Annotated in this window: 7 protein-coding genes; 5 read left to right on the plus strand and 2 right to left on the minus strand. The window is 72.6% G+C overall.

All coding sequences use genetic code 11. The features are described 5' to 3' along the window. On the plus strand, positions 1–517 hold a 517-nt coding region (locus tag DI269_RS14215), incomplete at its 5' end, for a PucR family transcriptional regulator (RefSeq protein ID WP_198667434.1). A gap of 2 nt (positions 518–519) precedes the next feature. On the opposite strand, the gene DI269_RS14220 is transcribed toward DI269_RS14215, so the two are convergent. Beyond that, complete coding sequence (locus DI269_RS14220; protein ID WP_112136909.1) at positions 520–1,674, minus strand: acetyl-CoA C-acyltransferase; 1,155 nt, start codon at positions 1,672–1,674, stop codon at positions 520–522. 160 nt (positions 1,675–1,834) lie between these two features. Between DI269_RS14220 and DI269_RS14225 the strand changes: the two genes are divergently transcribed. Together DI269_RS14225 and DI269_RS14230 are read left to right on the plus strand one after the other, a co-directional pair. Further along, positions 1,835–3,736 carry an acetoacetate--CoA ligase gene (locus DI269_RS14225; RefSeq protein ID WP_232822751.1) on the plus strand — a complete coding sequence of 634 codons (1,902 nt, stop codon included), beginning with the start codon at positions 1,835–1,837 and terminating at the stop codon, positions 3,734–3,736. 56 nt (positions 3,737–3,792) lie between these two features. Continuing rightward, on the plus strand, positions 3,793–4,389 hold the full coding sequence (locus DI269_RS14230; RefSeq protein ID WP_157974985.1) for a hypothetical protein: 597 nt from the start codon (positions 3,793–3,795) through the stop codon (positions 4,387–4,389). A gap of 75 nt (positions 4,390–4,464) precedes the next feature. Here DI269_RS14230 and DI269_RS14235 read toward each other — a convergent pair whose 3' ends face one another. Continuing rightward, a complete protein-coding gene (locus DI269_RS14235; protein ID WP_112136915.1) occupies positions 4,465–4,938 on the minus strand; it encodes an RDD family protein in 474 nt (157 codons plus the stop codon). Between the two features lie 287 nt (positions 4,939–5,225). On the opposite strand from DI269_RS14235, the gene DI269_RS14240 reads away from it, so the two are divergent. Further along, on the plus strand, positions 5,226–5,648 hold the full coding sequence (locus DI269_RS14240; RefSeq protein ID WP_198667435.1) for a MarR family winged helix-turn-helix transcriptional regulator: 423 nt from the start codon (positions 5,226–5,228) through the stop codon (positions 5,646–5,648). A gap of 103 nt (positions 5,649–5,751) precedes the next feature. Further along, a complete protein-coding gene (locus tag DI269_RS14245) occupies positions 5,752–6,090 on the plus strand; it encodes a hypothetical protein (protein ID WP_112136919.1) in 339 nt (112 codons plus the stop codon). Positions 6,091–6,182: the final 92 nt, after the last annotated feature.

The following is a 6,182-nucleotide window of genomic DNA, read 5'->3' on the forward strand; positions in this document are numbered from 1 at the left end:
GGTCCTGCTGCTGCCGGCCGCCGACCCCGGGGAGCGGGCCGCGAAGCTCGCGGCCGCGTTCGGGCGCGTCGCCGGGCAGCCGGTGACCGTGGGCGCCTCGGCGCACGTGGCCGACCCCGAGCGGCTGCCGGAGGCGTACGCCGAGGCCGTCAGGTGCACCGAGGCCATGCTCACGTTGGGCCGCAAGGGCGAAGGCGCGTGCATGGAGCAGCTCGGCTTCATCGGCGTCCTCTTGGGAGAGTCCGGGACGGACGCGTTCGTGCAGCGCACCGTCGGGCCCCTCCTCGACTACGACGCCAAGCGAGGCACGGACCTGGTCGGGACCCTGGAGGCGTACTACGCCGCGGGCGGGCACCTGGCGAAGACCAAGGCCGCCTTGAACGTCCACGTCAACACCGTCTCGCAGCGGCTCGACCGGGTCGCGCAGATCCTCGGCCGCGACTGGAACTCCCCCGCGCGGTCGCTGGAGGTCCAGCTGGCGCTGCGGGTGCACCGGCTCTCGCGACCCGGCCGCTGAACCTACCTGGCGCGCAGGACGATCGCGTCCCCTTGACCGCCGCCGCCGCACAGCCCGGCCGCGCCGACGGCGCCGCTGGGGAGCTGGCGGGACAGGGTCTGCACGAGCCGGGCGCCGCTGGCGCCGAGCGGGTGGCCGAGCGCGATCGCGCCGCCGTCGCGGTTGACGCGCTCGGGGTCGATCCCCAGCTCGCGGATCGAGGCGAGGGCCACGGCGGCGAACGCCTCGTTGATCTCGACGGTCTCCAGGTCGCCGACCGCGACCCCGGCCAGCGCGGCGGCCGCCTCGATGGCGCGGGCGGGCTGGTGCAGGAGCGAGTTGTCCGGGCCCGCGACGCTCGCGTACGAGAGGATCTCGGCCTCCCAGTCGAGGCCGAGGCGCTCGGCGGTCGAGCGGGTGGTCAGCACGAGGGCGACGGCGCCGTCGTTCATCGGCGAGGAGTTCCCGGCGGTCAGGGTGCCGTCGGCGGTGAACGCCGAGCGCAGGCCCGCGAGTCCGTCCAGTGTGGTCTCGGGGCGGGGGCTCTCGTCGGCGTCGACGGTGCCTTTTCGGGTCGCGACGGGGGTGATCTCGCCGGAGCGGCCTTCGGTTCCCTTGGCGGCCTTGAGCTGCGAGGTGAGCGCGAACGCGTCCTGCTCGGCGCGGGTGAGGCCGAGGGCGCGGGCGTGGTGCTCGGTGGACTCGCCCATGGAGACGCCGTCGTAGGCGTCGGTGAGGCCGTCGAAGGCGGCGTGGTCGAGCATCGTGACGTCGCCGTACTTGAAGCCGCGGCGCGAGAGCGGGAGCAGGTGCGGGGCGCGGGTCATCGACTCCATGCCTCCGGCGACGACGAACTCGAAGTCGCCGGCGCGCAGGAACCGGTCGGCGATGCCGACGGCCGTGAGCCCGGAGAGGCAGACCTTGTTGACCGACAGGCTCGGCACCGACATGGGGACGCCGGCGGCGACGGCGGCCTGGCGGGCCGGGTTCTGCCCGCATCCGGCCGGGAGCACATGGCCGAGGATCACCTGGCCCACGCGGTCGGGGGCGACGCCGGACCGTTCGAGGGCGGCCGCGATGGCGGCGCCGCCGAGGTCGGTGGCGGGGACGTCGGCGAAGGCGCCGCCGAAGCGCCCGATCGGGGTGCGTGCGGCGGCGAGGATGACAACACTGTCCATGGCGCCGATCCTAGTATCTGGGACGTCCGTGATGCCATGGTTCGGACTCCCACAGTTTCGGCCGGCCTTGTGTGGGCGCTCGCCACTGCGGAACGGGAACCGGTGGGGAACACTTGCCGTGGCGCGGACCGACGGCGGTCGCGCCGGAGGAGGCGAGTGCGTGACCGGCGAGGTGCTGTGGCGGCCCGGGCCCGAGGCGGGCGAGACGGCCAACATCGGGGCGTTCGGGCGGATGCTGTCGGAGCGGGCGGGCGCGGACCTGTCCGCGTACCGGGACCTGTGGCGGTGCTCGGTGGAGCGGCCCGGCCTGTTCTGGGGCGCGGTCTGGGAGCACTTCGGGCTCGGCGGGCCGGTCCCGAAGGACCGGGTGCTGGCGTCGGCGTCGATGCCCGGCGCGGTGTGGTTCCCCGATGAGCGGCTGAACTACGCGCAGGCGGTGCTCGCCGCGCCCGGGATGGGCGCGGGTGACGTCGCGGTCAAGGGCTACTCGGACACGCGCGCACCGGTCGAGTGGACCCTCGAAGAGCTGCGTGCGGCCGTCGCACGCCTGCGCGCGGGGCTGCTCGCGGCCGGGGTCGGGCGCGGGGACCGGGTCGCGGCGTGGATGCCGAACGTGCCCGAGACGTACGCGCTCATGCTGGCCGCGGCCTCGATCGGGGCGGTGTTCTCCTCGTGCGCGCCCGAGTTCGGGGCGCGGGCGGTGGTCGACCGGCTCGCGCAGATCGAGCCGGCCGTCCTGTTCGTGACCGACGGATACCGCTACGGCGCCAAGACGATCCGCCGCGACCGCGAGATCGCCCAGGTCGTGGACGCACTGAAGCCGCGGGCCGTGGTCACGTTCGGGTACCTGGACGAGGGCTTCGCGGTCGGCGAGCGGTGGGAGGGCTTCGGGCGGGACGGCGACCTCGCGTTCGAGCCGGTGCCGTTCGACCATCCCCTCTACATCCTGTACTCGTCGGGGACGACGGGCCTGCCGAAGGCGATCGTCCACGGTCACGGCGGCATCGCGCTCGAACACGCGAAGATGCACGGCCTCCATCATGACCTCGGCCCCGGCGACCGGTTCTTCTGGTACTCGACCACCGGCTGGATGATGTGGAACTACCTGGCCTCGGCGCCGCTGGTCGGGGCCGCGGTCGTCACCTTCGACGGCGCCCCGGACCCGGTGGGGCTGTGGCGGCTGGCGGAGGAGTCGGGCGCGACGTACTTCGGGACCAGCGCCCCGTTCCTCATGGCCTGCCGCGACCGCGGGATCGTGCCGAAGGAGGTCGCCGACCTGTCGCGCCTGCGCGGCATCGGCTCGACCGGCGCGCCGCTGCCGCCGGCGGGCTTCGACTACGTGCACGAGTCGGTCTCGGCTACCGCGCAGCTCCAGTCGCTCTCGGGCGGCACGGACCTGTGCACGGGGTTCATCGGGGGCGCGCCGACGGTGCCGGTGTGGCGCGGCGAGCTGTCGTGCCGGTGCCTCGGCGCGGACGTGCAGTCCTTCGACCCGAACGGGCGCAGCGGGATCGGCCGCGAGGGCGAACTCGTGATCGCCACGCCGATGCCGTCGATGCCGGTGGGGCTGTGGGGCGACGAGGACCGCAAGCGCTACCGGGACACCTACTTCGACCGGTACCCCGGGATCTGGCGGCACGGCGACTGGATCACGATCACCGACCGCGGCTCGGCGGTCATCTCCGGGCGAAGCGACGCGACGCTCAACCGCGGCGGGGTCCGGATGGGCACCGCGGAGTTCTACAGCGTGGTCGAGGCCGTCCCGGGCGTCGCCGACTCGCTCGTGGTGCACCTCGACGAGGAGGACCGGCTGCTGGTGTTCGTCGAGGCGCCCGGGTTCGACGAGGCGCTGGAGGCCGCGATCCGCACCGCGATCCGCACCGAGCTGTCCCCGCGGCACCTGCCCGACGCGGTCGTCCCGGTCCCGAAGATCCCGCGCACGGTCACCGGCAAGAAGGTCGAGGTCCCGGTCAAGCGCATCCTCCAAGGCGTCCCGGTCGACCAGGCGGTGGCGCGCGGCTCGCTGGCCGACCCGACCGCGCTGGAGGCGTTCCGGCCCTAGGAAGGGAACCGCGGGCGCTGCCGCGGCGTCGGACCCTCATGAACGGATACGGGAAATTGCAGCAGCTCCTCCCGGTCGCGGCCCTGCTCACGCTGGCCGCGTGCGGGCAGGGCACCGACTCGGCGGGCACCGGCGACGAGGCGGTCCCCGCCCAGGAGGACCGGGTCTACGAGGGGTCGATCATCGTCTTCCAGGGGACCGAACGCGACAGCGCCGAGCTGTGTGTGATGGTCATGGACTCATATCCCCCGCAGTGCGAGGGCCTCCCCGTCACCGGCTGGGACTGGGGCGCCGTCGAGCACGAGGAGGCCAGCGGCGTTCGCTGGGGAAGTTACATCGTCACCGGGACCTTCGACGGCAAGGCGTTCACGGTCACCGAGGACCCCGAGACCCCCGAGGCGACCGAGGAGATCGGCGGCACGGACGACGTCCCCGACCCGGCCGAGGGCCTGAGCCCCGAGGAGATCGAGGCGGCCGCGACCGAGCTTCAGGAGCAGTTCCCGCAACTGGTCTTCGGCCACCTCCCCGACGACGGGCACGGCGTCGCGATCATCGACACGCTCCTGGTGAGCGCCGAGCTGGAGACCTATGCGGCCGAGCACTTCCCGGAGGACGCGATCGTGTTCAAGCCGGTCCTCGCGCTGGTGGAGTAGCCGACACGTCCCACTGCTGCCAGCGATGAACGAGGCCTCCCGCCGCCACGGCGGGAGGCCTCCGTCGCCGCACGTTCAGCGCGGGGCGGCTTGGCGTTCGGCGTGGAGGCGGCGGGTTCGCTTGACGTCGATGCTGATGCGCTGGAGGCTTCCCGGGGCGGTGCCGCCGCCGGTCAGGGCGCCGATGATGACCGCGGGCAGGAACACCGTGCGGACGAGCATGGCCCAGGGGCCCTTCGCGCCGATGCGGCCGCCGTCGCTGACGCGGACCAGGCGGGTGCCGGTCCACAGTGCACCGAGGGCGCGGCCGTTGCGGTAGCACAGGCCGTACAGCAGCGGCACGACGAACAGGAGTGCGAGCGCCCCCAAGGCGATCACGCCGCCGCCGAGGCCCAGCGAGCGGTCGGCCAGGGAGAGGGCGACGATGCCGGCGGCGAAGCCGAGGACGAACACCGCGCCGTCCACGAGCCAGGCGAAGAAGCCCGCCCAGCCGCCGGCCCGGACGTAGGGGGTGCCGTTGCCGAACGTCTCGATCTTGGGAGCTGCCATGCCGAGGACCCTAGCGGCGCAGTGCCTCTCGCCGGCGACGGGTGGGAGCCTCCGACCTGCGGTTCGACTGCGGGCGTTCCGGTTCGGCCCGCGATCCCGCCGGTATCCCGCCGGTCGGCGGCCGTGATCCCATCCTTGAGGAAGCCTCTTCTTCGCGCGCGGTTTCGAGCGGTAGGGTTCGGCCTTACAAGACTCAGCATGGGGTGGGCATGTCGCAGAGTGTGGATAGAGTTGTCGAGCAGTGGCGGCGCATACGCCCGGAAGTCGATCCGGGGCCGATCCGGTTGGTGGCCCGGTTGATGCGGTTGTCGCGGTTCTGGGACGCGGAGATCAGGCGGTTCATGGCCGACCACGGGCTCCAGCCCGGCGAGTTCGACGTGCTGTGCACGCTGCGGCGCACCGAGGCCCCGCACGAGCTGACGGCCACGGAGTTCATGCGGACGGCGCTGGTGACCTCCGGGGCGATCACGAACCGGGTCGACCGGATGGAGGCCAAGGGCCTGGTCGAGCGGGTCAGGGACACCGAGGACCGGCGAGTGGTGCGGATCCGGTTGACGGCCAAGGGGATGTCGGTCATCGACGAGGTGTACCCGCTGCACGCGGCCAACCAGGAGGCGTTCGTGGCGAAGCTGACCGAGGCCGACCGGGCGCTGTTGATCGGGCACCTGTCGGTGCTGCTGGAGCCGTACGAGGGGGGCTCGGCGAACTGAGGGTGGCGCGGCTCTCGGATATTTCAACGTTGAGTTGCTTTACATCGAGGCAGTCCACTGTCCATAATTTGTCTCAACGTTGAAGCATCAGAGGGGCGTGATCATGGCAGCGACGGAATTGCCGCAGAACGAGGGCGGATACGCGGTCGTCTACCGGTGGCGCATCCGCCCCGGCTACGAGGACATGTTCGTGGAGGGCTGGTCGCGGGTCACCCTCGCGATGCACCAGGCTTGCGGCAGTTACGGATCGCGCCTGCACCGCTCGGCGGACGGCGTCTGGATGGCGTACGCGCGCTGGCCCGACAAGGAGACCCGCGACCGGTGCTCGCACGAGGACGACGAGGGCGAGGCGATGATGTCCGTCGCCGTCGAGGAGTCGCTTCCGACGATGCACCTGGAGATCACGGCCGACCTCCTCGCCGAGCCGCGCAGCGGCTCCTGACCGTCCTCAGTCGACTCTCCGGTGGACCCGGGAGTCGGTGTGGAGGTGCCGGGGGCGCTAGAGCGAAGCCCGGCCGCGGGCGCGGCGCGCCC

It is taken from the genome of Glycomyces dulcitolivorans, assembly GCF_003265355.1.
GTDB lineage: Bacteria > Actinomycetota > Actinomycetes > Mycobacteriales > Micromonosporaceae > Glycomyces > Glycomyces dulcitolivorans.